General features: G+C 51.7%; 23 protein-coding genes and 2 tRNA genes. 10 read left to right on the forward strand and 15 right to left on the reverse strand.

Going from position 1 to position 25970, the window contains the following annotated elements:
* The first annotated feature begins 150 nt into the window (after positions 1-150).
* Positions 151-226 (forward strand) — tRNA-Asn (locus ACJJI8_RS21910).
* Positions 227-272: 46 nt separating this feature from the next.
* A tRNA-Asn gene (locus tag ACJJI8_RS21915) sits at positions 273-348 on the forward strand.
* 115 nt (positions 349-463) lie between these two features.
* Here ACJJI8_RS21915 and ACJJI8_RS21920 read toward each other — a convergent pair.
* The 13 genes from ACJJI8_RS21920 to gyrA all read right to left on the reverse strand — a co-directional run bounded on the left by ACJJI8_RS21920 (position 464) and on the right by gyrA (position 16785).
* Entirely contained in the window at positions 464-2416 is a 1953-nt protein-coding gene (locus ACJJI8_RS21920; protein WP_444914260.1) for a polysaccharide biosynthesis protein, read from the reverse strand.
* Positions 2417-2469: 53 nt separating this feature from the next.
* Positions 2470-3351: an MraY family glycosyltransferase gene (locus ACJJI8_RS21925; RefSeq protein WP_444935191.1), complete on the reverse strand. Its 882-nt coding sequence runs from the start codon at positions 3349-3351 to the stop codon at positions 2470-2472.
* Between the two features lie 357 nt (positions 3352-3708).
* Positions 3709-4017 carry a ComEA family DNA-binding protein gene (locus tag ACJJI8_RS21930; RefSeq protein WP_444907759.1) on the reverse strand — a complete coding sequence of 103 codons (309 nt, stop codon included), beginning with the start codon at positions 4015-4017 and terminating at the stop codon, positions 3709-3711.
* Positions 4018-4158: 141 nt separating this feature from the next.
* Positions 4159-4866 (reverse strand): orotidine-5'-phosphate decarboxylase, encoded by a 708-nt coding sequence (pyrF, locus tag ACJJI8_RS21935; protein ID WP_444933739.1) that lies wholly within the window; start codon positions 4864-4866, stop codon positions 4159-4161.
* Between the two features lie 70 nt (positions 4867-4936).
* A complete protein-coding gene (lapB, locus tag ACJJI8_RS21940) occupies positions 4937-6130 on the reverse strand; it encodes a lipopolysaccharide assembly protein LapB (RefSeq protein ID WP_444933740.1) in 1194 nt (397 codons plus the stop codon).
* Position 6131: 1 nt separating this feature from the next.
* Positions 6132-6440, reverse strand: a complete 309-nt coding sequence (locus ACJJI8_RS21945) for a lipopolysaccharide assembly protein LapA domain-containing protein (RefSeq protein WP_444933741.1) — start codon at positions 6438-6440, stop codon at positions 6132-6134.
* A gap of 93 nt (positions 6441-6533) precedes the next feature.
* Positions 6534-6842, reverse strand: coding sequence for an integration host factor subunit beta (gene ihfB, locus ACJJI8_RS21950; protein WP_282932044.1), 309 nt, complete (start codon positions 6840-6842; stop codon positions 6534-6536).
* 141 nt (positions 6843-6983) lie between these two features.
* On the reverse strand, positions 6984-8663 hold the full coding sequence (gene rpsA, locus ACJJI8_RS21955; RefSeq protein ID WP_413662670.1) for a 30S ribosomal protein S1: 1680 nt from the start codon (positions 8661-8663) through the stop codon (positions 6984-6986).
* Between the two features lie 168 nt (positions 8664-8831).
* Complete coding sequence (gene cmk, locus ACJJI8_RS21960; protein ID WP_444933742.1) at positions 8832-9521, reverse strand: (d)CMP kinase; 690 nt, start codon at positions 9519-9521, stop codon at positions 8832-8834.
* 74 nt (positions 9522-9595) lie between these two features.
* Positions 9596-11827, reverse strand: a complete 2232-nt coding sequence (locus ACJJI8_RS21965) for a bifunctional prephenate dehydrogenase/3-phosphoshikimate 1-carboxyvinyltransferase (protein WP_444933743.1) — start codon at positions 11825-11827, stop codon at positions 9596-9598.
* Complete coding sequence (gene pheA, locus ACJJI8_RS21970) at positions 11827-12930, reverse strand: prephenate dehydratase (RefSeq protein ID WP_282932042.1); 1104 nt, start codon at positions 12928-12930, stop codon at positions 11827-11829. The genes ACJJI8_RS21965 and pheA overlap by 1 nt, the downstream gene beginning before the upstream one ends.
* Before the next feature lie 46 nt (positions 12931-12976).
* A complete protein-coding gene (gene serC, locus ACJJI8_RS21975; RefSeq protein ID WP_444897941.1) occupies positions 12977-14056 on the reverse strand; it encodes a 3-phosphoserine/phosphohydroxythreonine transaminase in 1080 nt (359 codons plus the stop codon).
* Between the two features lie 167 nt (positions 14057-14223).
* Positions 14224-16785, reverse strand: a complete 2562-nt coding sequence (gene gyrA, locus ACJJI8_RS21980) for a DNA gyrase subunit A (protein ID WP_444933744.1) — start codon at positions 16783-16785, stop codon at positions 14224-14226.
* Positions 16786-16977: 192 nt separating this feature from the next.
* Between gyrA and ACJJI8_RS21985 the strand changes: the two genes are divergently transcribed.
* The 4 genes from ACJJI8_RS21985 to ACJJI8_RS22000 all read left to right on the forward strand — a co-directional run bounded on the left by ACJJI8_RS21985 (position 16978) and on the right by ACJJI8_RS22000 (position 20554).
* Entirely contained in the window at positions 16978-18303 is a 1326-nt protein-coding gene (locus ACJJI8_RS21985) for a TRZ/ATZ family hydrolase (RefSeq protein ID WP_444933745.1), read from the forward strand.
* Positions 18304-18369: 66 nt separating this feature from the next.
* Positions 18370-19071: a bifunctional 2-polyprenyl-6-hydroxyphenol methylase/3-demethylubiquinol 3-O-methyltransferase UbiG gene (ubiG, locus tag ACJJI8_RS21990; RefSeq protein ID WP_444933746.1), complete on the forward strand. Its 702-nt coding sequence runs from the start codon at positions 18370-18372 to the stop codon at positions 19069-19071.
* Between the two features lie 12 nt (positions 19072-19083).
* On the forward strand, positions 19084-19743 hold the full coding sequence (locus tag ACJJI8_RS21995) for an HAD family hydrolase (protein WP_413662676.1): 660 nt from the start codon (positions 19084-19086) through the stop codon (positions 19741-19743).
* A gap of 52 nt (positions 19744-19795) precedes the next feature.
* On the forward strand, positions 19796-20554 hold the full coding sequence (locus ACJJI8_RS22000) for a YciK family oxidoreductase (RefSeq protein ID WP_444907753.1): 759 nt from the start codon (positions 19796-19798) through the stop codon (positions 20552-20554).
* Positions 20555-20636: 82 nt separating this feature from the next.
* On the opposite strand, the gene ACJJI8_RS22005 is transcribed toward ACJJI8_RS22000, so the two are convergent.
* Positions 20637-20933, reverse strand: a complete 297-nt coding sequence (locus ACJJI8_RS22005; protein WP_444933747.1) for a hypothetical protein — start codon at positions 20931-20933, stop codon at positions 20637-20639.
* A 239-nt stretch (positions 20934-21172) separates the two neighbouring features.
* On the opposite strand from ACJJI8_RS22005, the gene ACJJI8_RS22010 reads away from it, so the two are divergent.
* The 3 genes from ACJJI8_RS22010 to ACJJI8_RS22020 all read left to right on the forward strand — a co-directional run bounded on the left by ACJJI8_RS22010 (position 21173) and on the right by ACJJI8_RS22020 (position 23625).
* On the forward strand, positions 21173-21595 hold the full coding sequence (locus tag ACJJI8_RS22010; RefSeq protein ID WP_444933748.1) for a hypothetical protein: 423 nt from the start codon (positions 21173-21175) through the stop codon (positions 21593-21595).
* 197 nt (positions 21596-21792) lie between these two features.
* Positions 21793-22941, forward strand: coding sequence for a sigma-70 family RNA polymerase sigma factor (locus ACJJI8_RS22015; RefSeq protein ID WP_444907750.1), 1149 nt, complete (start codon positions 21793-21795; stop codon positions 22939-22941).
* Between the two features lie 99 nt (positions 22942-23040).
* Positions 23041-23625, forward strand: coding sequence for an acyloxyacyl hydrolase (locus ACJJI8_RS22020; RefSeq protein WP_444917733.1), 585 nt, complete (start codon positions 23041-23043; stop codon positions 23623-23625).
* A gap of 54 nt (positions 23626-23679) precedes the next feature.
* Here the strand turns inward: ACJJI8_RS22020 and ACJJI8_RS22025 are convergent, their stop codons facing one another.
* The gene (locus ACJJI8_RS22025) at positions 23680-24777 is read right to left on the reverse strand and encodes a glycosyltransferase (protein ID WP_444933749.1); all 1098 of its coding nucleotides are present in this window, start codon (positions 24775-24777) and stop codon (positions 23680-23682) included.
* Between the two features lie 170 nt (positions 24778-24947).
* Between ACJJI8_RS22025 and ACJJI8_RS22030 the strand changes: the two genes are divergently transcribed.
* Positions 24948-25838: a TraB/GumN family protein gene (locus tag ACJJI8_RS22030; RefSeq protein WP_444933750.1), complete on the forward strand. Its 891-nt coding sequence runs from the start codon at positions 24948-24950 to the stop codon at positions 25836-25838.
* Positions 25839-25970 lie beyond the last annotated feature (132 nt).

Here is a 25970-nt window from a genome sequence, read left to right on the forward strand (position 1 = left end):
CTTCCTAACTCTGACCTGCGGCATTTTGCGCATGACCCCAAAAAATAATTTCCTGACAAATCAATTAGTTAAAGATGAAAAAAGGGGTTGACCTGTTCGGAAGTGCTCTATAATATACGCGCCATCTCAACGGCACAGCCGAAAAGATATTCCGCCTTAGCTCAGTTGGTAGAGCAAATGACTGTTAATCATTGGGTCGCTGGTTCGAGCCCAGCAGGCGGAGCCAAATTTCAAAGCGCAGCTTAATTTGCGCTCTATAAATTAGATTAAATTCCGCCTTAGCTCAGTTGGTAGAGCAAATGACTGTTAATCATTGGGTCGCTGGTTCGAGCCCAGCAGGCGGAGCCAAACAAAAGCCCGGATAGATTCCATCTATCCGGGCTTTTTCTTTTCTGTTCAAATGTTTTTTAATCTGCATAGAGCTAGCGGCCAGCCGTACTGGTTAGCCGCTCAAAATAACCAGCTAGCGGGAGCCAGCCTCCCCAACTAACGGCAACCTCTCTACCGTCGCTCCTCCACTTGGTTTTCGCACCTGCCCCTGCCTCGACCAGACAACATCGACCAGCCCCTGCTTGGGTGAATAGCCTTTTACTGCCCGACATAGAATCCTGCGGACCTGCTCGCAATCATGAGAGCCGCACGCATCCCTAAGATCCGAAACCAGGAGCTGCAAAGCCTCGCTATCGAGACGCTCCTCTTCGGCGCGCATAATCATTGGATGGTCCGTGCCCAGCACGTTATCCCCCAACAACAGCTCTTCGTACAATTTCTCCCCAGGGCGCAGTCCAGTGAGCTGAATTTCAATATCACCATCAGGGTTTTCTTCATCCCTTACCGTGTGCCCCATCAAACGAATCAAGCGCTCAGCCAGATCGTAGATGCGAACCGGTTCACCCATATCGAGAACAAATACATCCCCGTTGCGCCCCATACTCCCAGCCTGCAATACCAGCTGAGCCGCTTCGGGAATTGTCATAAAGTAACGGGTTACTTTTGAGTGGGTCACAGTTACCGGACCACCGGCATTGATCTGATCCGTGAACAAGGGAATTACCGAGCCGGAAGAGCCGATAACATTACCAAACCTGACCATACACACACGCATCTTGTTGAAGCGGCGACCAAAATCCTGGCAAATCAGCTCAGCAAATCTTTTAGTGGCCCCCATAACATTGGTTGGCCGGACAGCCTTATCAGTAGAGATAAGCACAAACTGCTCAACCCCACACTGCTCCGCAGCCTCAAGTACAGAGAGAGTGCCCAGAACATTATTGTCGGCACCAATAACAACGTTCTGCTCAACCAAGGGCACATGCTTGTATGCGGCCGCATGGTAAATTGTATGCACGGAGAAGCCCTGAATGATTTCCGCCATACGCTCAGTGTTACGCACATCGCCAAGCAGCGCAGTTACTTCAAACTGGACCCCGTCATCCTGATGCTGCTGTCGCAGCTCGCGCTCTATCTGATAGAGAGCATATTCAGAGGACTCAACAACAACCAACCTGGCAGGCTTCCATTGCGATATCTGCCTGCACAATTCTGACCCGATGGACCCACCAGCACCAGTAACCAAAACCACCTTGCCACTGATGGAGCCAGAAACTAGCTCCTTTTGCGGCTCAACAGGAGCGCGCCCCAGGATATTTTCATAGGTCTGCGAAACATCCTCTGCTCGCCCCACACCGTCGAGCAGCTCCTCCACTCCAGGAATGGCCTTTACCACCAGGCCTCGCTCTCTGAGCGCCTTGGTTATCTCCCTGCGGCGGCGCCTGGGCACTCCCGGCATAGCCAAAATAACTTCTGCTATATCTTTACCCGCAACCACTTCAAGAATGTCTGCGGGGTTATACACGAGCAGCCCATCAATAAATGTCTTTTGTTTGGAGGCGTTATCATCAAAAAAAGCAACGGGCTTATATAGCTGCCCATGAACCAACGCCTTATACATTTGCAGACCCGCAGTACCAGCACCATAAATGGCCACCCGGGTTTTATGAATTTCAAGCGCTGTCTGATAGTAAAGGCGGACCAACCAGCGGGACCCACCCACGGCAATAAATGCAAAGCACCAATAGATCACAGGGACAGAACGAGGAACCCCTGCAGTAGTCAAGTAGGAAAAGAGCGCCAGCATCACTGCAGAAAGGGTTACCCCTTGCAGAACCGCAATAATAGCTTTTTGCCCCATGTACCGGATAATTGTCCGGTACAAACCTAGCCGAAGAAAAATAAAACTAGTAGCGGCTAACGTTAAGCCCAGGCAGGCAAACATTCGCCACTCAAGAAATTGTGCGACACCATTGAGCCGGATTGCCATAGCCAGCAGAAAGGCCAAACTTAACATCAGCATATCAAATGCCAACATCAATACCGGCTTTTGGATTCTCTTTACGCCTCGCCAAACCCTTGTCACATGACTCCCCGGAATCTACCTACAAACAAAAAACCATCCTCTACAGAGGCTACTCAGACCTTCTCAAGTACGGCAACTGCTAATGCCGCTGAAGAGAAGAGCACCATCACGCCCAACTGCACAACGAGCGCTTTTTTTGCTCCAACCCGAATCGCATATCTTTGATAAAAGTGCTCGCGATGAGCCTCCCACCAACGCTGACCGCCCAACATTCGCTTTAATAACGTATAAGTAGCATCCAGCCAAAAAGGTGCAAATATTAGCACCGGCATCCAAAGCTCAAACGCTCCCCGTTGCCAGCCATACAAACTGAGAGCAACCACCGCCAAACCTATACCTGTTGAACCGGCATCACCCAAAAAAATCTTCGCCGAAGGCCAATTGAAGACCAAAAAAACAGACGCACATACAGCCAGCAATGCACAGAGCCAAGCTAACTCAGCATCTCCACTTAAAGCGCAAACCAACCCCAGAGAAGAAAAGCCGACAAGCGTCATTGACCCCGCCAAGCCATCCATCCCATCCATAAAGTTATAGAGGTTGATAGCCCAGGCTCCAGCCAAAATGAATATTGGGTAGAGCCACCAGTCCAACCTTCCCGGTAGCGCAATTAACAGCAAGGCTACCGCCAGAAGATGAGCTGAAAAGCGAAAATGTATAGCCACACTCCTCAAGTCATCCAGGGCGGACACAGCTAACAGTAACGCAAACGCCCCCAAAACCAGCGGGGACAAATCAAGTGGGCTAGCAACTACCGCGACCAAGCAGCCAAGCAGGAAAGCCCACCCACCTGTACGAGGAACCGGCACCGAGTGCATCGAGCGATTATTTGGCATGTCGAGCGCAAAATTGCGCATTCTTACAATAAATACCGATGTAGCGCCATAGCTTGTAACCACAGCAAGCAACAGTGGAATTACCCACTCCCAAGCCACACTACTCAACCAACTAACCCCTTATCACTTTCACGCAAGCCAATCCCTCCAGCCACTCTTAACACAGACAAATATTTGCACCGCAAGCAATTACAACTTTCTACACACCCCTAAAGGAAAACCCTAGAGGTCGTCCAAGCAGAGAACATTCGCTAACGATTAAAGGAAGATCAGAGCGGGGGACAGAACACAACAAATTACGAGGCTTTGTGACTAATGTAATCCAAGAATTACATCTTACCGGGGGAAGCAGTTGAACGGTACCAAGGGGGCTCATCTATCGCGACTCTCTTGTCTATCAACTCAAAACCCCGACCGGAGGCAACTATGGACCTGCCAGTCGGGACCCGTAAATCTTCAGAGCCGAATTATACCCCTGTTCTTGTCCAGGGTTGCTGCACCTACACCTTTAACATTCAACAACTGCTCTACAGATGTGAACGGGCCGTGCTCTTCTCGATACTCAACAATGAGTTGCGCTCGCGCCTCGCCAATACCATCCAATTTCTCAGCAAGCTCAATGGCTGAAGCGCTATTAACATTGACTGACAGCACAACTTCCTTGGCATCAACACTCTCCAACTCCTCCGCATATGTAGAGGGGTTTAGAAAGAGCGAAACAGCTAGTGCAAAAACAACAGAAAACAATCGGTAGGTCAATTTCATGGTCAACTCCCAGTGAATTATCAGTTTCACTTTGGGACTGCAATTACCTCCCCTAAGCAACGCCATGATATCAACAGGCGACTTTCTGTCGGCTCAGGCCTAATTACACATCATTACAAGCTGCGAAGCAAGATAACCATCCTAATCTGCCACTTCAGCCAGTACTGACTTTAGGGCCGCTAGGGGTTCAGAAGCCGCGGTGATGGGACGACCCACAACCAAATAGTCAGAACCTTGCGCCAAAGCTTCAGCAGGCGTCAAAGTGCGTCGCTGATCCCCGGCATCAGAGCCCGCGGGACGAATTCCCGGCGTCACCAGGGAGAAATCGGCTCCGCATTCACTTCGCAGCAGTTGAGCCTCCCGTGCGGAGCAGACTACACCGTCGAGACCGCAGGATTTAGCTTGAGAGGCCAGGTGCAACACCTGCTTTTCCAGCGGAGCAGCCACGCCAACTGCAGCCAGCTCCTCTGCAGTTGTGCTGGTAAGTACAGTAACCGCAATTAATAGAGGCTTATCTTCGCCAAATTCCCGCAGGGCCTCGGCGGCAGCCGACATCATCCGCTCACCACCACTTGCGTGAACATTAACCATCCATACCCCCAATTTCGCAGCAGCTTTAACGGCCTTTGCAACAGTATTGGGGATATCGTGAAATTTAAGATCCAGAAATACCTGGAAGCCCCGGTCAACCAGCGTTTTCACCAGGTCTGGACCAGCAGCAGTAAACAGTTCTTTACCAACTTTGACCCGACACAGCGACGGATCGAGCTGATCTGCCATTGCCAGTGCAGACTCAGCATTGTCGTAATCCAGAGCAACGATAACCGGAGAAGAAACTTTAGACTGCAAGAAAAACCTCATTCATTTCAAAAGCCGTCCCGACCAGGCCGTCAGCCCGATGTACAGGACCGTCATTACTTTACTCGCCCTCAATCCCCTTAACGGAGCGTACTGAATCCCAGTGCTTGCAGCTCGGGCACAACCAGTGCAACTGATTGCCCGAAAACCCGCAATTGCTACACCGGTAGTGAGGGCGGCTCGCTATAAGCTGGTCGATTAATGTCTTAAGTAGAGAGAGATTCTCTCTCGCCCTACCCTCTGTACTATCAATATGGAGGTCGAGAAAGCGTCCCAACCCCCTCAAAGACGGGCGCAGCGCCAGCTGCCTCCCCATAAATGCGGCCGCTGCAGCCTCGCTATCCTGCTGCTGAATACGCTCAGCCAGGGCAATCAATACACTATTAGAGGGGTGTTCTTTCAACAGGGATTCAAGATAGCGATCCAACCCCTTGCCATCCCCTAAATCCCCATAACAAGTAATCAACAGCTCAAGGATTTCAGGAATATAGTCCGGGCTCTGCTTGGGGATCCGCTGTAAAACCTTAATGGCCTCTCTTGGCTTACCAAGCAGATATTCGAGGCGACCCCACAGCAAATTTGCCCGCACTGAGCTGCGCTCATAACTCAGAGCAGAATCGATATGCTTCCTCGCACTTAGGTAATCCTTTGCCGCTATTGACTCCTCTGCCAATTCGCAACAAAAATGAGCCTGAACCGGGGCCCAGTCAGCCGAGAGGCGCTTGAACCGTCGGCCATGCAATAGGTTTACAGCGTGAATCGCTTTAGCCCACTCCCTTTCATCCCGGTAGACTTCAATCAGACGCTCCAGGCTAACAGCCTTTAACTCCTGAGAGGTCTCAACCAACTCCTGCAGCAGGCGCTCAGCTCTATCCAGCCAGCCAGCAGAAATATAGTCACAGGCAAGCTCAAGTTGAGCTTTGTTTTGACTAACCCTGGACAAGCTCGGGCGCCCGAGTAAATTTTGATGGACTCGAATCGCCTGATCGTACTCCCCTCTTCGGCGCAACAGACTACCAAGAGCCAGGTGGGTGTCAAAAGTAGCCTGACTTACTTCCAAAGAGTCAATAAATTTATCAATAGTATCGTCGTGGCGCTCACTCAATAAATAGTTTAAGCCCTGGGCGTAAGACCTCACCAGCGCATGCTCTTGCTCACTATAATCCGCCACTTTCTTTTTGGCGCTGCTTCGCCCCAGCACCCAGCCGATCGCGATTGCCGCAAGCAGGAAAAAGAAATAGGTAAAATCGAGCAAATCAGTCTCCAGAAGCCTTGCGGTGGACGGTGTGTAATTCCCGCTCCATTTTCTTCAATTGCTTCTCGAGCGACCGCACTTGGCGACGCTTGGCATAAACAGGCTGCAGACTAACGACAAAACCAAGCAACAACCCCAGCAACAAGAAACCAATCAACCAAAAGCCTACACTTCCCGCCGGCAGTTGATAGCCCACAATATTTGGCTTGATAGTCTCCGGATTGGCAACTGCGAAATAAATCCCCAAAGCGATGCAAAGCAGGGCGACGACCCCATAAACGATGCGTGTCAGCCAACGCAAAAATGACAAGGGAACCTCCACGTTCCACAAAAAACTTTATCGATTAACGACGAAGCTCACCCCGATTAATGGCAGTATCCACACTGCTGCCAGGGAGTCTAATCATACTTCGATACTTGCCTCATCGTGCATACTTCGATTCACTCTGTCGCGCAACTCTTTGCCAGGCTTGAAATGCGGGACATATTTCCCGGCGAGATCAACGGCGTCCCCAGTTTTGGGATTCCGGCCCGTACGCGGGGCTCGATAGTGAAGAGAAAAGCTACCAAAGCCGCGTATCTCTATACGCTCACCCTGGGACAGGGCATCTGACATGGTGTCGAGCACCACTTTTACCGCCAGCTCTACATCCTTAACTGGCAGCTGATCCAACCTCAACGCAATCCTTTCGATCAGTTCGGACTTGGTCATGCGCTCCGCAACCTTTGTAAGTCATTGATTATTCTGGGGTAGAGCACCAATCATCTAATAGAAAGCCGGACTGGGCAACCCCAGTCCGGCTTTCGGGTCGCTCCAAATGATCCATTTGGAGCTGTGAACACTCAAAGACAATTAGTCTTTGTTGTTCATTTGCGCCTTAATCAGGTCACCGATAGTAGCGGGCTGAACTTGTTCAGACTGCTTCTTGCTGTGATCCTTGATAGCTTGCTTCTCGTCGTCCTGGTCTTTGGCTTTGATAGACAGGCTGATCACGCGGTTCTTGCGATCCACGCTGGTGATCTTAGCTTCTACTTCTTCGCCTTCTTTCAGAACGTTGCGAGCATCTTCAACCTTGTCGCGGCTGATTTCAGAAGCACGCAGTACGCCTTCCACTTCGTCCGCCAGGGTGATTACTGCTTGCTTAGCGTCAACTTCCTTAACAGTACCTACAACGATGCTGCCGCGATCGCTGGTGGTAACGTAGTCTGAGAACGGATCGGACTCCAGCTGCTTGATGCCCAGGGAGATACGCTCACGCTCGGAATCGATACCCAGGATAACAGTCTCGATTTCGTCGCCTTTCTTGAACTTGCGAACAGCTTCTTCGCCAGCTTCGTTCCAGGAGATGTCGGACAGGTGAACCAGACCGTCGATACTGCCGTCGAGACCAATGAAGATACCGAAGTCAGTGATGGACTTGATCTTACCGGAGATCTTGTCGCCCTTAGCGAATTTACGCGCGAAGGCATCCCACGGATTTTCCTGGCACTGCTTGATACCCAGGGAGATACGACGACGCTCTTCGTCGATATCCAGGATCATCACCTCTACCTCGTCGCCAACCTGGACAACTTTGGACGGGTGAATGTTCTTGTTGGTCCAATCCATTTCGGAAACGTGTACCAGACCTTCCACACCTTCTTCCAGCTCGGCAAAGCAGCCGTAGTCGGTCAGGTTGGTTACAACCGCCTTCACGCGGCTGTTCTCTGGGTAACGCTGCTTGATGGATACCCAAGGATCTTCGCCCAACTGCTTCAGGCCAAGGGATACACGGCTGCGCTCGCGGTCGAACTTCAGTACTTTTACTTCGATCTCGTCGCCAACGTTCACGATCTCGCTCGGGTGCTTGATGCGCTTCCAAGCCATATCGGTGATGTGCAGCAGGCCGTCGATACCGCCCAGGTCTACGAAAGCACCGTAGTCGGTCAGGTTCTTCACGATACCCTTGACGCTCATGCCTTCCTGCAGGCTTTCCAGCAGAGCTTCACGCTCTTCGGAGGTGGCAGCTTCCATAACGGCGCGGCGGGAAACAACTACGTTGTTGCGCTTGGAGTCCAGCTTGATAACTTTGAACTCGAGCTCTTTACCTTCCAGGTGCGCGGTGTCGCGAACCGGACGAACGTCAACCAGAGAGCCGGGCAGGAACGCACGGATATTGGCAACATCAACAGTAAAGCCACCTTTAACCTTACCGCTGATAACACCTTTAACCACTTCGTCAGCTGCGTGAGCTGCGTCGAGGATTTTCCAGGCTTCAGCGCGCTTGGCTTTTTCGCGGGACAGACGGGTTTCACCGAAACCGTCTTCTACAGCTTCCAGGGCAACCTGTACTTCGTCGCCCACCTGCAGCTCAACTTCACCTTTATCGTTGGCGAATTGTGCAGCAGGGATAACGCCTTCAGACTTCAGGCCCGCGTGAACGGTAACCCAGTCTTTATCTACGTCGATTACAACACCAGTAACAATTGCGCCCGGTGCCATTTCAACGCTTTTCAGGCTCTCTTCAAATAGATCAGCAAAGCTCTCGCTCATTACATTACCTATAGTGCTGGGTCCAGCCGTTGGTAACTGTTAAGTCTAGTCAACCGCCAGCCGCGACCCCAACCGCGCTGCCAGCACGCGGGTCGGATTACGATAACGGCCGGGCGATTCTGGCTGATCCCGGCCGCTGTCGTTAGAAAACTATTTACTGCCCGAACTTCAGGGTGAAATACGGTCCTGAACCAAATCGAGCACTTTTCGGAGGACTTCATCGATACCCACCCCCGTACTATCCAGCTCAACCGCATCCTCAGCGGGAGCCAGGGGGGAGGCTTTTCTGTTCATGTCCTGTGCATCTCGGGCACGGATGTCCTCCAGCAGGTCGCGGAGGCTAACAGAAACCCCCTTCTCCTGCAACTGAGCGAAACGCCTGTTAGCGCGCTCCTCAGCGCTGGCGGTTAGGTAAACCTTGACCGGCGCGTCGGGAAACACGGTAGTGCCCATATCCCGACCATCGGCAACCAAGCCGGGGGCTTGACGGAAGTCCCGCTGGCGCTGCAGCAGCGCTGCCCGCACTCCGGGAATTGCCGCGACCTTGGAAGCGGCCATGCTTACCCGCTCCATACGGATATCTGCGGTGACGTCACTCTCTTCCAGCCACACCTGCAACTGACCGGCATTCACGGTAAAGCGCACATCGAGATCTTTCGCCAATTCGGTCAGCAACTTGTCATTGGAGAGGTCAACTTCCTTATTAAGTGCGGCCAAAGCTGCAGCCCGATAAAGGGCCCCGGAGTCCAACAGGGAAAATTTCAGGCGATCAGCCAAAAGCTTTGCAATGGTCCCCTTGCCCGAACCACTGGGACCATCAATGGTAACTACTGGTGGCAACCCGTTTGTATCACTCATATTATCTATACAACTCAACATCTCTGGCGGATGCGCTCAAACGAATCACAACCGCCCAAACCTGAATGTCCGTGTCACGCCAACTGCAACTTGAGACCCGCGCCCGTTGCCAGTTCGGCAAAGTTCGGGAATGAGGTCGCCACATTGGCGCAGTGAAGGATGCGGATTGTATCCTTTGCGCGCAGCGATGACACTGCAAACGCCATAGCAATACGGTGATCCCCCAAGCTATCGACGGTGCCTCCAGAAAATACCGCACCCTCTTTGCAGCCCTGGATCACGATACCGTCCGGTGTTGGCTCAGCTTTTACCCCAAGTGCAATCAAGCCATTTGCCATCGCCTGAATCCGGTCACTCTCTTTGACCCGTAACTCCTCCGCACCAGTCAGGACGGTCTCACCTTCTGCACAAGCTGCCGCAACAAACAGTGCGGGAAACTCATCAATCGCCAGGGGTACCTGATCCTCAGGGATACGAATTCCCTTCAAGGGCGCATAGCGAACGCGAATATCCGCCACCGGCTCACCGCCCACTTCACGCATATTCAGCAATTCGACATTGCCGCCCATTGCACGGAGGATATTGATAACCCCATCGCGGGTCGGATTGATCCCCACATGCTCCAGTACAACATCAGAACCGGGAGAGATAGCGGCAGCAACCATAAAGAATGCGGCTGAAGAAATATCGGCAGGCACATCGATGCGACAGGATTTCAGTGAGCCGCCGCCCGCCAACTTAGCCTGAGCACCATCCCGCTCCACCTTATAACCAAAGCCCTGCAGCATGCGCTCGGTATGATCTCTAGTGGGCGCCGGCTCAACGGTAGACGTTTGACCCTCACTATAGAGCCCAGCCAGCAATACCGCTGATTTCACCTGGGCACTGGCCATCGGCAGCGGGTAATCGATCCCTTTCAACGCACTACCACCTTTAATTAAAAGCGGCGGACGGCCTTCCGGGCCAGTCTCAATATTTGCACCCATCTCTCGCAGGGGGTTAGCCACGCGATTCATCGGGCGCTTTGACAGGGACTCATCGCCAGTGAGTGTTACGTCGAAATCCTGCCCAGCAAGCAATCCAGCCAACAGACGCATGGAGGTCCCGGAATTACCGAGATATAGCGGTCCAGGCGGTGCCTGCAAACCATTAAGGCCCACGCCATGAATTACAACCCGACCATTGTCCGGCCCCTCAATTACGACCCCCATATCACGGAAAGCCTGCAGGGTTGCCAGTGCATCCTCACCCTCCAGGAAGCCCTCAACTTCTGTAACTCCCTCGGCCAGGGAGCCCAGCATAATTGAGCGGTGTGACATCGATTTGTCCCCCGGCACCCTGAGCTTGCCATTTACAGCCTCGCCCGGCTGCACGATAAAAGTAATCTCTTGTTCTTGCATAGGTTCCGAATACGCTTGTTTTGCCAACATTTTGGTAAAGTGATCCCGTGCCGCTTTGGCGCGGGTAAAAACCCCCATCAGGGCAGCGCTATCACCGGAGGCAATAGCGTCGCGCAGGGAAGAAAGGTTGAGGCTGTATAGGTCAATGGCCTTTAAGATGGCGTCCCGATTGGCGAGCATAATATCTCGCCACATCACCGGGTCACTGGAAGCGATACGAGTGAAATCACGGAAGCCACCCGCCGCATAGCGGAAGATATTTTCGTTTTCCGCATCGTGGGCCAAAGTGTCCACAAGGCTAAAAGCGATGACATGGGGAAGATGGCTCGTAGCAGCCAGAACCTCGTCGTGCTCCTCCACTGACATTGTCAGGGGCTCAGCTCCCACGGCCTGCCATGCTCGCTCCACGAGCTGCAAATGAGCAGCCCCTGTATTCGCAAGCGGCGTCAGGATAATGCGGTGATCCCTATAGAGGTCATCTCTCACCGCGGTAACACCACTTTTTTCAGAACCAGCAATTGGGTGTCCTGGCACCAGAAAATCTGGAGCACTCCCCCACACTTTTTCTGCCGCTGCCACCACGCTACCTTTTACGCTGGCACCATCTGTCACGGTGACTCCCGCCGGCAGGTGTTCTTTCAGCTGCGCGAATACAGACTCAATCGCCAGTGTCGGCACAGCCACAAACACCAAATCGCCCGGCTCCAGCTGCGGCAATACCAGCTCGAGACTGGTGCTGGCCCGATCAACAATACCAAGCGCCCTGGCTTCATCGCAGACACTCTCTTCCAGAGCGACCCCGATAACCTCTCGGCAAGCCCTGGCAGCTTTCACTGCAAGGGCAAAACTCCCCCCAATTAAACCGATCCCAACAACCAGCAGTCGGCCAATTTGAGCTTGCGCCATCACAGCACTCCGCGAGGGTAGGAACCCAGCACTTTCAGATCTGAGGCACAGCCTCCAACCTCTTTTAGCGCCTCGGCAATTCCCTGGGTATCGCGGTGGCCGCTAAAATCGATAAAGAACACATAGGTCCAATTGCCAGACTGCGATGGCCGGGTCTCTACCCGAGTCAAATCGACACTGTAGCGACGAAACGGCTCCAGAAGATCGTGCAGAGCACCTGGCTCATTGCGCATTGATACCATCAATGAGGTCTTATCATCCCCACTCGCAGGTACTTGCTGGGTACCAATAATCAAGAAGCGGGTGGAATTATCCGGACGATCTTCTATTTTCTCCGACAGCACCTTCAGTCCGTAGAGTTCCGCTGCCATATCGCCAGCTATCGCCGCAGCATTCCACTCACCCTTAACGCGCTTAGCCGCATCCGCATTGCTGGCAACCGCCACACGCTCCACATTGGGATAATGGGCATCAAGCCACTTGCGGCACTGCGCCAGGCTCTGCGCATGGGAATAAATACGAGTGATTGACTCTGGGCGCGTTACATCTGAGATCATCAAGTGATGATGGATTCGCAGCTCCACCTCACCGCAGATACTCAGGTTGGAGTGCATAAAGTTGTCCAGGGTGTGGTTGATCACCCCTTCGGTAGAGTTTTCTACCGGCACAACACCGTAACTGACGGCACCTGCCTCTACTTCACGGAAAACTTCATCGATTGCCGCCAGCGGCCGGCTCTGGGCAGAGTTGCCGAAGTGCTTTAATGCCGCCTGCTGGGTAAAGGTACCCTCAGGGCCCAGGTAGGCCACTTTGACAGGCTCTTCCAAGGCCAGGCAGGCCGACATAATTTCGCGAAACAGTCGCGCCATTTCTTCATCAGTCAGCGGGCCATTATTGCGCTCCATAGCCTTGCGCAGCACTTGTGCTTCACGCTCCGGCCGATAATAGAGAGCATCCTCGCCAGTAGCTTTCTTAACCTCTGCAACCTCCAGGGCGCAGCGAGCCCGCTCACTAATTAAGCGAGCAATCTCTCCATCAATACTGTCGATCTGATTGCGCAGCTCCAGCAGTCGCTGGTCACCACTCACAGTTTCCTCTGCCATTCGTTTATCTACTTTCTCTAGAAATCATCAAGATTGAATTAACCACCTAAGCCTTGCGCGCTTCAAAATCCGCCATAAATGCTACAAGCGCTTCCACTGCCTCCATGGGAACGGCGTTATATAGCGACGCGCGCATACCACCCACAGAGCGGTGCCCCTTTAAGCTCAACAAACCCGCTCCTTCTGACTCAATCAAAAACTGCTTATCCAGGCGGTCGTCAGCCAACACAAAGGGCACATTCATGCGGGAGCGACTTCCCTCCTCAACCGGACTGGAGAAAAAGTCACTGCTGTCGAGGAAGTCGTACAGCATTTTGGATTTAGCATCGGCCTGCTTAGCCATCGCATCAACCCCCCCCTGACCTTTCAACCACTGGAAGACAAGACCAGACAAGTACCAAGCGAAAGTAGGTGGCGTGTTATCCATAGAGCCCGCTTCTGCAGCCACCTTCCAGCTCAAACTGCGAGGAATATTTTCCAGTGAGCGATCGAGTAAATCATCCCGAATCAAGGCTACAGCGATACCTGAGGGGCCAATGTTTTTCTGCGCGCCGGCATAGATAACGCCGAACTTTTCCACCTCAATCGGTTGAGACAAAATAGTTGAGGACATATCCGCCACTAGCGGGCACTCCACTTCCGGCACATAGCCAAACTCAACACCGCCAATCGTCTCGTTGGGGGTATAGTGGAAATAAGCCGCATCACCACTCGACTGCCAGCTGTCTGCCGCAGGTGCATAGCTGAAGTTGCGATCCTCACTGGATGCAACCACATTTACCTCACCGTAGCGGCGAGCTTCTTTAATCGCTTTGGCCGCCCAACTACCGGAGTGTATAAATTCAGCTTTGGATGAGCCGGCACCGAGAAGATTCCAGGGCACGGCACTGAATTGCCCAGTTGCCCCGCCCTGAAGAAACAACACTTTGTAGTTGCTCGGCACACTGAGCAGATCGCGGAGGTCCTGTTCGGCCCGCTCAGCTACCTCAACAAACTCTGGAGAGCGGTGGCTGACCTCCATTACAGAGCAACCGAGCCCTTGCCAATCGAGCAACTCCCTTTGCGCCCGCTCCAGTACGGGCTGCGGTAAAGCGGCAGGGCCTGCACAGAAATTAAACTTCCTCATGAGCTGATTTCCACAATACAAAAAAGGTTTCAAATACAACTAGATGTGTCTACGCACAAATTGCCATTCAGGGGGATAGATATCGCGCCTTTAGCGTTTTTCGTGGGAGCCAAAGGCAAGAAAGGCCGCGATAAACGCAGCCTTTCTTAGTGGTCTGGAGCGGTGGGTCACTCTTCCCCACCGTTTTCTTCACCGTCATCTTCGGTCTCTTCAATGCGACCGAGACCAACCAGCTTCTCGCCAGTCTTCAGGCGAATCACTCGCACCCCCTGCGTGTTGCGCCCAAGTACAGAGACTTCATCAACACGGGTACGCACCAGAGTGCCCTGGTCGGAGATCAACATCATCTCCTCACCTGGGTGCACCTGACAGGCCCCAACCAAGGCACCGTTACGTTCACTTTCCGCGATCGCAATAACACCCTGGGTACCGCGTCCCTTAGTGGGGAATTCGCTGATAGCTGTGCGCTTACCGTAACCATTCTCAGTAGCCATCATCACAGAGCCACCCTCTTCAGGGATAACCATAGCGATAACCTGCTGACCTTCCTGCATACGAATACCGCGAACACCACGGGAAACACGGCCCATAGAGCGCACATTGGACTCGGAGAAGCGCGCTGCCTTACCGGCGCTAGTAAACAGCGCTACATCGCGCTCACCATCGGTAATCGCAGTGGCTACCAGGCGATCGCCCTCCTCCAGTTCAATTGCACGCAAACCAACACTGCGGGGGCGGGCAAAAGCGGTGAGGGGGGTTTTCTTCACGGTGCCATTGGCAGTGGTGAAGAAGATAAAGTGATTTTCATCGTACTCAGACACCGGCATCATGCTACTGATACGCTCGCCCTCTTCCAGGGGCAGCATATTAACCATTGGGCGACCACGGGAGGCTCGGCCAGCGGTGGGCACTTCGTAGACTTTCAGCCAGTACACCTTGCCCTTATTGGAGAAGCACAGAAGGGTGTCATGGGAGTTGGCGATCAATAGATGCTCGACGAAGTCCTCGTCTTTTACCTGGGTCGCGGATTTACCCATACCGCCACGGCGCTGGGCCTGGTAATCGGTCAGAGGCTGGCTCTTGGCGTAACCACCGTGGGAGATAGTTACTACCTTGTCTTCCGGGGTAATCAGGTCTTCAACAGTCAGATCCTGGCGAGACGCAACGATATCGGTACGACGCTCATCGTTAAAGTCCTTTGACAGCTGCTCTAACTCTTCGCGGATCACTTCCATCAGACGCTCGAAACTACCGAGGATATGCAGATATTCAGCAATCTGCTCCAGTCGATCCTGGTATTCTGCCAGCAGCTTGTCGTGCTCCATGCCCGTCAGGCGGTGCAGGCGCAATTCGAGAATTGCCTGGGCCTGGGCCGGAGACAAGTAGTAAGCGTCGTCGCGCAAACCAAATTCTTGCGGCAGATCATCTGGACGGCAGGCATCGGCACCAGCCCGCTCCAGGAACTGCTGTACATTGCCCACAGGCCAGCCTTTAGCCAGCAACGCCTCGCGAGCATCTGCCGGCGTGGCGGAAGATTTGATCAGCTCGATTACCGGATCGATATTGGCAATGGCAATCGCCAGACCTTCCAGAATATGACCGCGCTCGCGGGCTTTGCGCAACAGGTAGACCGTACGGCGGGTAACGACTTCCTGACGGTGGCGAATAAAGTGCTCGAGCAGCTCTTTGAGATTCAATACCTTGGGCTGGCCATCGACCAGGGCTACCATATTGATACCGAATACGCTTTCCAGCTGGGTCTGGGAATAGAGGTTATTCAGAACCACATCACCCAGCTCTCCCCGCTTAAGCTCAATCACTACGCGCAAGCCGTCTTTGTCGGATTCGTCGCGCAGCTCAGAGATACCCTCGATCTTTTTCTCTTTCACCAGCTCAGCTATACGCTCGATCAAGCGCGCCTTATTCAGCTGGAAGGGGATCTCAGTAATGATGATGGTTTCGCGATTGGTCTTGTCATCGCGGATCACATCTGCTTTGGCACGCACATAAATGCGCCCACGGCCAGTGCGGTAGGCCAGCAGGATACCGGCACGGCCATTGATGATGGCGCCAGTGGGGAAGTCCGGCCCGGGGATGTACTCCATCAGGTCGTCGACGGTCAACTCGGAATTATTGATCAGAGCCAGACAAGCCTTGATCACCTCACCCAGGTTATGGGGAGGGATATTGGTGGCCATGCCCACCGCAATACCGGAGGAACCATTGACCAAGAGGTTCGGCACACGCGAAGGCAATACCTCCGGCATTTGCTCAGAACCATCGTAGTTATCGACAAAATTAACAGTTTCTTTATCGAGATCGGACAGTAGCTCGTGGGCCAACTTATCCATACGAATCTCGGTGTATCGCATGGCAGCTGGACTGTCACCATCGATAGAACCGAAGTTACCCTGGCCATCTACCAAGGTGTAACGCATAGAAAACGGCTGCGCCATACGCACAATAGTGTCGTAGACCGCTGTGTCTCCGTGCGGGTGATATTTACCGATTACATCACCAACGACACGCGCTGATTTCTTGTAAGGTTTATTCCAGTCGTTTTTAAGCTCGCTCATCGCGTAAAGCACGCGGCGGTGTACCGGCTTGAGGCCATCGCGTACATCCGGCAGTGCGCGCCCGACAATCACGCTCATGGCATAGTCGAGATAAGACTGCTTGAGTTCTTCTTCGATATTAATCGGAGAGATTTCTTTGGCTAATTCGCCCATGGCTTACGGCGTTCCTTTTATAGCGCGGGCGTACGTACTGTGCCCGGGATAAGCGGGCGATTCTACCATAGTTTGAGATGTTTGGAGCCGCAGGACTATGAGATATAAAACTGCAACCCAAACCACAGTTGTCGCCCCCTTTGACTGCGGCTACAGTAAAACACCCCCACAGCAGCCACCAGATAAGTCCTCATGCAACAAGCTGTCGATACCCTGATCCACGCACGCTGGATCATACCCGTCGTACCCGAGAAAAAAGTGTACGAAAATTGTTCGCTCGCAATAGAAAAGGGCAAAATCTCTGCCCTGGTACCCACAGCTGAGGCCTCAATTCGTTTTAGGGCAACAGATGAAGTCGACCTGGGGCAACACGCACTAATTCCAGGGTTAATTAATACTCACAACCATGCGCCCATGACGCTATTGCGCGGCTACGCTGATGACCGCCCCCTTAAAGAGTGGCTGGAGCAGCACATCTGGCCGACAGAGCAACGCTGGGTCGGTCCGCAATTTGTAGCTGACGGCAGCCGGCAAGCGATTGCCGAGATGCTGCGCTCTGGTACTACTACTTTTTCTGATCAGTACTTCTTCCCGGAAGCCGTCGCCATTGCTGCGCGGGAGAGCGGAATCAGGGCCCATATCGCCTTCCCCGTGCTGGATGCCCCAACCCCCTGGAGCCGCAATAGCGATGAGGCCCTGCACAAAGGATTGGCGTTACGCGATGATTACCGTGCGCACGATCGAATTGAGGTGGTATTTGCACCCCACGCCCCCTATACGGTGGGAGATAAAACACTGGAAAAAATTGCAGTCTGCTCTGCCGAAGCGCAGATCCCCATGCAAATGCACCTCCACGAGACCCGCGCTGAAGTTGAAAGCGCCCTGAACGCTAATGGAGAGCGGCCCACCGAACGGCTATTCCGCCTTGGGCTGCTGGGGCCGCAGACACTTTGTGTACATATGGTGGCCACTAATCAACGAGACATTGAGCTAGTGAGTTCAAGTGGCGCCCATGTTTCTCACTGCCCATCATCTAATCTCAAGCTCGCCTCAGGCTTCTGCCCAGCCTATGACATGCTGGAAGCCGGCATCAACGTATCCCTTGGCACCGATGGCGCTGCGAGCAATAACACCCAAGACCTGTTCTCCGAAGCCAACACAGCCGCACTACTGGCAAAAGCTGTTAGCGGGAACGCAACAGCCCTACCCGCGCATCAGACACTGAGCATGGCGACCATCAACGGAGCCAAAGCACTGGGAATTGAAGATATAACCGGAAGCCTGGAAGTAGGCAAAAGCGCAGACATTGCTGCTATCAATCTCGGCGGTCTAGAACAGCAGCCTTTGCATGACCCAGTGTCCCAGTTGATTTATGCCAACGGAGGACACAATGTCAGCGATGTCTGGGTTGCAGGGCGACAACTTTTAAAGGAGCGCCAGCTACAAACCTTAAACGAAACTGAGGTTATCCAGCGGGCGCAAATATGGCGTGATAGAATCAGCGGAAATTTACGCTAGATAACTGATTCCGGCCCAATCACTGAAAAATGCCGGTTACGAGCGACGGAGTTTGCAGAGAAGTTCATGAGCAATGTAGATCCCTCAGAAATCGCCAAATTTGAGCAACTTGCCAGCCGCTGGTGGGACAAGGAAGGCGAGTTCAAACCACTACACGAAATCAATCCACTACGCGCAAATTACATTGACGGGCATGCTCCGGTTGCCGGTAAGAAGCTCCTCGATGTGGGCTGTGGTGGTGGCATCCTGGCTGAAGCCATGGCGCAGAGGGGAGCCGATGTCACTGGTATCGATCTAGGGGAAGCCCCACTCAATGTCGCCAAACTCCACGCCCTCGAAAGTGGCGTCAGCGTCAATTATCGCAAAGTGGCAGTAGAGGACCTGGCAGAAGAAGCGCCCGAGAGCTTTGATATTGTTACCTGCCTGGAGATGCTTGAGCATGTACCAGACCCCTCTTCTGTCATTCGCGCCTGCGCAAAACTTGTAAAACCTGGCGGCAAGCTATTTTTCTCTACGATCAACCGCACCCCTAAAGGGTGGCTGTTTGCCGTAGTCGGAGCAGAATATGTCCTACGCTTACTGCCCAAGGGCACTCATGAATACAGCAAGTTTATCCGCCCCTCAGAAATGGGCGCCTGGCTGCGCGATGAGTCCCTGGAAGCGCACGATATAACCGGTATGACTTATAACCCGGTTACCCGAAGCTACAAATTGAACCCCCGGGATGTCGACGTCAATTATTTGATGTATGCCAGCAAACCAGAATAAGTGAACTGCAAAATGAAAGCCGTTTTATTTGACCTGGATGGTACCCTGCTTGATACAGCGCCAGATTTTATTGTTGTATTAAATCAACTGCGCCAACAGGAACAGTTACCTCCACTGCCTGACGAGACGATCCGGGGAACTGTATCCAATGGTTCCAGGGCGCTAGTCACATTGGGGTTTAACAAAGAAGAAGGTGACCCCGCCTTCCCAGGATTATTGCAAAGGTTGCTGGACCTCTACTTGGCACATCTTGCAGAGAAGACGACCACTTTCCCCGGTATCGACAATCTGCTCGACAACCTGGTTGAAAAAAACCTTCCCTGGGGGATTGTCACCAATAAACCGGAGGCCTACACCACTCCTCTGATGGAGGCTTTTACCCATCTACCGCCAGCCTCTGCAATTGTTTGCCCTGACCACGTCAGCAAATCCAAGCCGGACCCCGAGCCCCTATTTTTAGCCTGCAGCCAGATTGGCTGCGCTCCCGCTGAAGCAATTTATATCGGCGACCACAAGCGCGATATCATCGCCGGCCAAAAGGCTGGTATGCCAACTATCGCTTGCGGGTATGGTTATATTGACTCTACAGACAACCCCGCCAATTGGGGGGCAGACCACCTGGTAAATTCCGCCAATGAAATTTGGCCCCTTCTAGAACAACACTATTTTTGAAACTTGAAGCAATACCGGGCACCCAAGCCCGGTGACAGTATCGGGATATTTCATGTCAGACTTTGTTGGCGACTATCAAGCGCCCTCCGACCTATTAAAGAGCAAAATTATTCTTATCACCGGTGCCGGAGACGGCATAGGTAAAACTGCAGCAAAGACTTTTGCCGCTTACGGGGCGACAGTAATTTTGCTAGGCCGTACAACTCCCAAGTTAGAAGCAGTCTATGACGAAATCGAGGCTGCCGGTGGACCACAGCCGGCTATTTTCCCCATGGACCTGGGTACGGCAAAAATAGAGGATTTCGAGAGCCTCGCAGAAGCTATTCGCAACGAGTTTGGCCGCCTGGATGGACTCCTGCACAATGCCGGCCTGCTCGGGCAACGCACCCCTATCGGCAATTACAATTTCAACACTTGGCAACAGGTAATGCAGGTGAATGTTAATGCGGCATTTGGACTAACAAAGGCAATGCTGCCCCTGCTAGAGGAATCAGAAGCCGGCTCTGTTGTCTTTACAAGCTCCAGCGTTGGGGTTAAAGGGAGAGCCTATTGGGGGGCCTATTCAGTATCGAAGTTTGCCACTGAAGGGCTGATGCAGGTACTCGCCGATGAACTGGAAGGGGTTTCCAATACCCGGGTCAACTCCCTAAACCCAGGGGCAACCCGTACAACAATGCGAGCAACTGCCTACCCAGCAGAAAACCCTCAGTCGGTAACCTCTGCAGAAGATATTATGCCCACCTATCTCTATTTAATGGGCAGAGACAGTAACGGAGTTAGTGGGAAGCACTTCAGCGCCCAGAAGAAATAGAGACCCCGTCTCCTGGACAAGAATCCGGGCTTCGGTCTCGGGTACTTGTCCATGTAAGCCTTATTGGCATTGCACTTGATAGCTACTCACCGAAGCCCTTGTCATCACTGTCTTTTGAGTCTACCCCCTCTCCAATTGGAGGCATATGCTCGGGAGCATCGGCAAATACATCGCCTTCAAACTCCATCATGTTGGAGCCATCAAACAGCTCTATATCTTGAGCATCTCCCGAGTACTGGTTGTAGTCAACGGACTGATCATCCCGCTCACTAATAGCATAAGCTGCAGATCGATCAGACATCACAAGGCTTATTCCCTCGCAAGACATATACCCAACTACAACAGCAAACAGTGCTGCAGGTGTTAGCAACCCCTTCATTTTTCCGCCCCCGGATAATTAGCCTTATAGTTTTGCTTGTATCGGCAGGTTTTAGTCATTTTGCTGTCTCAGCATGGCACTTCCAATACCACGCCACCCAAGCCTACACAATTAACTCCATAAATTCTTTCATGTTACTTCCCCCAAATGTGTGAACATCTTCTCAAATTTATTTGTCCAGCCTAATCTTGTCAGGCAGAATGAACTCATAGTTAGCAAATAAGCCAGTGCCCAGAATCATGAAAACAGCACTTATTTTCAGCATGCTCGTATTCCTTTCCCCATCAATCTTCGCACAATCAATCACCAGCCAAATCAAGTCTTGCTCCGAGATTGAATCGCAGAATAAGCGCCTCTCATGCTATGACCAAATCGCCGCTTCTTTGGAGCAACATGCGGTTAGAGACTTCGGCCACGAACAGAAGCTTGCAAGCGAGGAAGCACCTGAAAAAATTGACGCCAAGATAACGGCTATTCAAATGGGTGCCTATAACAAGCGATTCATTACCCTTGATAACGGTCAAGTGTGGAAGCAAAATGACTCAAGCAGAGTATTTTGGAACGTTGGTGATTCTGTAATTGTTGAAAGGGCCTTGCTGGGCTCATTCTTTATGAAGCCAGCCGACGGCGGTCGAAAACTCCGCGTAAAGCGTATTAAATAAGCCTTACATCCCCCGCGGGTGCCACTCGCGCACCCACCTCACCTGCCCCCCCACCTCAATTATAGTGACTTATTAGCCACTTCCATCTCCAGCAGATTCTACACACTCTTCTATAGTGAGAAAGGAATAGGCGCCAAAAGCGCCTGAGAGACTAAACAGCGTGTAGTACTTACACAGCCAACAGAAGGTTTAAGCACTTGTCCCGAGAACATTTTTACTCAAGGGATGAAGAATGGCTGAAGGATACAGGCGAACCACTCTCTGACTCCTGCCAGGGTGCCAGCGAGCCCGACCCCCAGGTCGAGCGAGACCCTGACACGGAAGAGATTCACGCAGCGGGTGATACCCTCTCCGAGAGCGGCACCACCCCAATGCAGAGCTATCTCAAGCACCTTTACAGGCTTGAGCTATTAACTCCGGAGGAAGAGCACAGTACCACCTGTCTATTACGCGACCTGGAAGAGAAGCTCATTTCCAACCTTCAGGAAAGCGGCACCGAGTTGGTCCAGCTTCGGAGCGAAGGAGTGGAGCAGCGTGGAAGCACAGGCGCCTACGACCATGGGCTTATAATTGCCCACACTGAAATCCTTCTCACCAGCAAGTTCCTGGATAGGCGCGGCCGCAGCAGGTTAACCGGACTCCTACAGCGCTTTCAACAACAGCGGAAAAAATTGATCCAATGTAATCTGCGCCTGGTTATTGCCATCGCAAAACGCTTTCGCAACCCATCAGTTCCCTTTATCGATTTAATTCAAGAAGGCAATGTTGGATTAATGAAAGCCATTGAGCGATTCAAACCACAAATGGGATACCGCTTTTCGACCTATGCCTACTGGTGGATTCAGCAAGAAATTCAATTAGCTTTAAGGCGCAACGAAGATCTTGTCCGACAACCAGCCAATGTCCAGGATGATTTAAGAGCGATTTACAGAGCCATTGGTGAAGTACGCGCTCAGGGGCAACCTGCATCCGATGACAATCTGGCCCGCCACACAGGACTAGATATTGAGAGAATCCAGAGCTTATTAAAACTCCCAGGACCAACAGGGTCTCTCGATGACCCAGTCGCAGACGACCAGAGCAGTACCCGACTGGACTACGCACCTGCTGATGAACTTTACAATACCGATGAGCTTGTAACCAACCAGGAGCTAGCGCAACGCCTCCGTGAAGCTGTTGCCCGCCTCCCCGCACGACAAAGGACAGTCCTCAACTTGCGGTATGGATTAATTTCTGACAAGGATTGCTCTTTTCGAGTTATTGGCGAGCAATTGGGGCTTAGTCAGGAGCGCGCGCGACAACTTCATTCTGACGCACTTCGACAACTGAAGCGGCAGTGGCGTTAGAAAAGGAAGAAGTCGATGGCAAGCCTCTTTGGAGAGCTTGCCATCGAGGCCTTTCCCACTAGTCTTTAAAACAGCTCTATCAGTTAGTACCGCGAAGCTATGCGTAAACCAGTGGTTTTTAACGATAAGTGCAGTGTTTTTAAATACTGTGCCTATTTTTTTGCCGGCGGACTCTTCCTTACTCCGCCCACCCATGCAGAATCCGAATTCATTGCAAGTGCAGGTAAAGGACTTGGGAATGAGTTGATGCAGTATCGCTCTATCTCAGCCTCAGAAATGGCTGGATTTAGCTACTCCCATTTACTGCTTTCATTTAGTCTCGGCAATAATTCACTTCAATGGTGGGGGCAAGGCAGTTACTCCCATATGCGAATTGAGCATCAAAGTGAGAAACAGCAGCAAAATATTTTCGAAATTAAACCTATTTTGCGCTGGTACCCCCGGAGTGATTTGCAGGGTGGATTTGCTGAAGCAGGTGCAGGGGCATCCTACTTAAGCCAAAAGAACTTCGGTGATATCGGATTGAGCACCAAACTAAATTTTGCCCTGCACTTTGCTCTTGGGTACCGTTTTTCCAGAGGCCATGTCCTATCTTTAAGGTACAGTCATTTTTCGAACGCTAGAACCAATACACCCAACCCCGGTTTTGATTTCGCCTCTTTGAACGGGCACCTTAACTTTTAGAGGTGTAATCTTTCAATACTTTCCAGATTGCTAACGACTAAGATTACTATAAATTTAATTAAGCAGGCCCTGAAAAAAGTCTATGGTTTTTCCTGCTGAAGCTGCATAACTAAACTCTTGAGGGTTCGAGTTATTTGGCTTGTTCGCCAAATTCAAACTTGTTTCTATTAAAGATTTAATATCACCTCGCTCCACCAATCCTTCAGGAAAATAATTCTGTAAAACCTCACCCGTGCAGCCTCCAGAATAAGCGACTACCGGGCGCCCCATCGCCATTGCTTCCTTGGAATACTTTGCATTCTCATCCTTCTCGCTGGCGAGTTGAAAAACTAACTGGGAAGTCGCATATAACTCACGCATATCGCGGCGTTCACCGAGAAAAGTTACCTTGCCACCGAGATCCAATTCTTGCGCGAGCCCTTCCAGCTTTTTCAGATAGCGCAAATCATTTTCGACTAAAGTTCCTACAATCACTCCGTGAATATCATCTCTTTGTACCGCAGCCTGGGCCAACATATGTAGAAATTCTTCCTGCCCGCCATTTGCAGAGATTTCGCTAGGCATTAACCACCAGTTTTTCCCTTCCAGCTGGGGATAGCTATTCAAAAGCTTCAGTTGCCACTGGCTCGCTACCGGTTTTTCGCGATCAAACTCGCGAATATTGATACCGTGATAAATAACCTCTATCGAGTCTTCTGCAGTTTTGGGGGAGGACTTCTTCAGGTTCTCTGCAACCCCTCGGGAGCTTGCGATAATTCCATCTCCTGACAGCATACCTTTATTAAAATAACTGTTGGGAAAATCTTGATCTACGAGCGGCACCAGCTTAGGGCGACTTGTAGCTGACTCACTCTTTAAGGCGCGCCAAGCTAGAAAAGCCGTTGAGCGACCATGGGTATAGACAATATCCGGTTGCAACCTTGCGAGAATCTTACGTAGGCGGGATTTGTGCCGCAAAGACCAGATTGACTCACTGATTTTTGGAAAGCTGATAAAGTCACTACCGTGCAAACGAAACCGCGCCTCCAATGGTCCATCAGTAGAAATCACCAGGGACTCGTGGCCTTTTTTGACCAGTTCATTTGCAAACTCAAGCGCAAGAGTTGCTGTGATCCCAGGCTCTAGGCTGGGCAAAAACTGTACAACTTTCAATTTGACTTCCGTGAAACAGACCAAAAGGTCTATTTTGACTTCCTATAGGATAATTTCCCAGTAAATCATCACTAATTTACAAGTCAGTGACTTGATGCCTAAAAGCCCCTCTGGTACCTGAAGGTGTTAGTGATAGTATTTGCAAAGGCAAATTACTCAGGGACCCGACAATGCTTCAGCGACAAATAAGTTACTTTCTCGCCTTTACACTGCTTCTACTAACAATAGGAGCTTCAGCCGCTGAGAGTGATAAAGGCATCTTCTGGAAAGCAACTAAAGATAATAAAACCGTTTACTTATTAGGCTCGATTCACTTGGCAACTGAGGACTTCTACCCTCTAAGATCAAAAATTGAACAAGCCTACTCCAATAGTGATGCCATTGCCGTCGAGGCTGACATTCTCGCTGCAGAAGGCGACAGCCTGTTACAGCAGCGAATCATGATGGAGTCTATCTACCAAGGTGAACGAACTTTAAAAGACGAACTTCCACCCGCGCTATACAGCCAACTAAAGTCGTGGATGCACAAGCGTAGTATGCCCGAGGCTATGTTTATCCGGCAGCGCCCCGCCATAGCCATGATCTCTATGAGCATGATTGAGATGCAGGCCCACGGCCTCAACCCAGAACTAGGCATTGATAGGCACTTTTTACAAAAAGCAAAAAAGGATGGAAAATCCGTTCTGGAGCTGGAAGGTGTCTTGCAACAATTCAAGATGTTAAATGACCTGGACAACCCTGCGCTCCTCTTCCAGCAAACCCTTGAGCAAATTGGGGATATTTCAACCTTTTTACCCAAACTCACCAGCGCATGGAAGCGAGGAGATGAAGAAGCTTTGAATCGCCTTATTATCCTCGACGGCCTAACTGAAAACCCTGAATATAAGCCGCTCTATGACACACTTTTTTTTAATCGCAATGAAAGGATGGCTGAGAAAATTGCTCTTAAAGGGCCAAATTACCAGTCTCTGTTTGTCATTGTCGGCGCTGGCCACTTGGTGGGCGAACGCAGTGTTATCGAGTTTCTAGGCGACACTGGTTACAAATTAGAACGCCTTTAATCAACTATCCAGTAACCCTCGGCGCAGATTTTCTGCGCCGTCCCATCCCCCCTCCCCGTCCAAAGTCTTTTCTATTGCTAAACTCGAATAGCACTTTTCCCGTGACCAATGACAACTCTCAACTAGAGGCGT

This window comes from Microbulbifer maximicatervae (SeqCode) (genome assembly GCF_052467695.1).